The organism is Streptomyces megasporus, assembly GCF_000718985.1.
In the GTDB taxonomy this organism is placed as follows: domain Bacteria; phylum Actinomycetota; class Actinomycetes; order Streptomycetales; family Streptomycetaceae; genus Streptomyces; species Streptomyces megasporus.
On record NZ_JODL01000139.1, the window covers coordinates 1 to 353 of the forward strand.

The following is a 353-nucleotide window of genomic DNA, read 5'->3' on the forward strand; positions in this document are numbered from 1 at the left end:
GTGTACGACGCGATCGCGCAGTAGCTGATCAGGAAGATCGCGCAGGCCCTCGAAAGCGACGGTGGCCGCAGCAACGCGACGCCGCCCAGCACGATGATGATCGCCGCCACCAGGGCGATGCCGGTCAGCCCCTGCTCGTGGTAGACGGCCAGCCAGCTGTTGTCGATCGGCAGCCCGCCGAACGACTTGTCGCCCAGGCCCGCGCCGAACAGGTACTCCGAGGGCGACCGGGGCGCTGCCAGCAGGGCGTCCCAGACCTTGGCCCGACCGGTGAGGCTGGTGAAGTTCTCCTGGCTCTGTCCGCGCAGGAACCACGCCTGCAGCGCGGAGCCGAACCCCACCGCGGCCACGGC

The 353-nt window shown here is 70.3% G+C and carries 1 pseudogene; it reads right to left on the reverse strand.

Going from position 1 to position 353, the window contains the following annotated elements:
* Positions 1-353 (reverse strand): annotated as a pseudogene (locus IF47_RS0127055) (O-antigen ligase domain-containing protein); the annotation flags it as partial.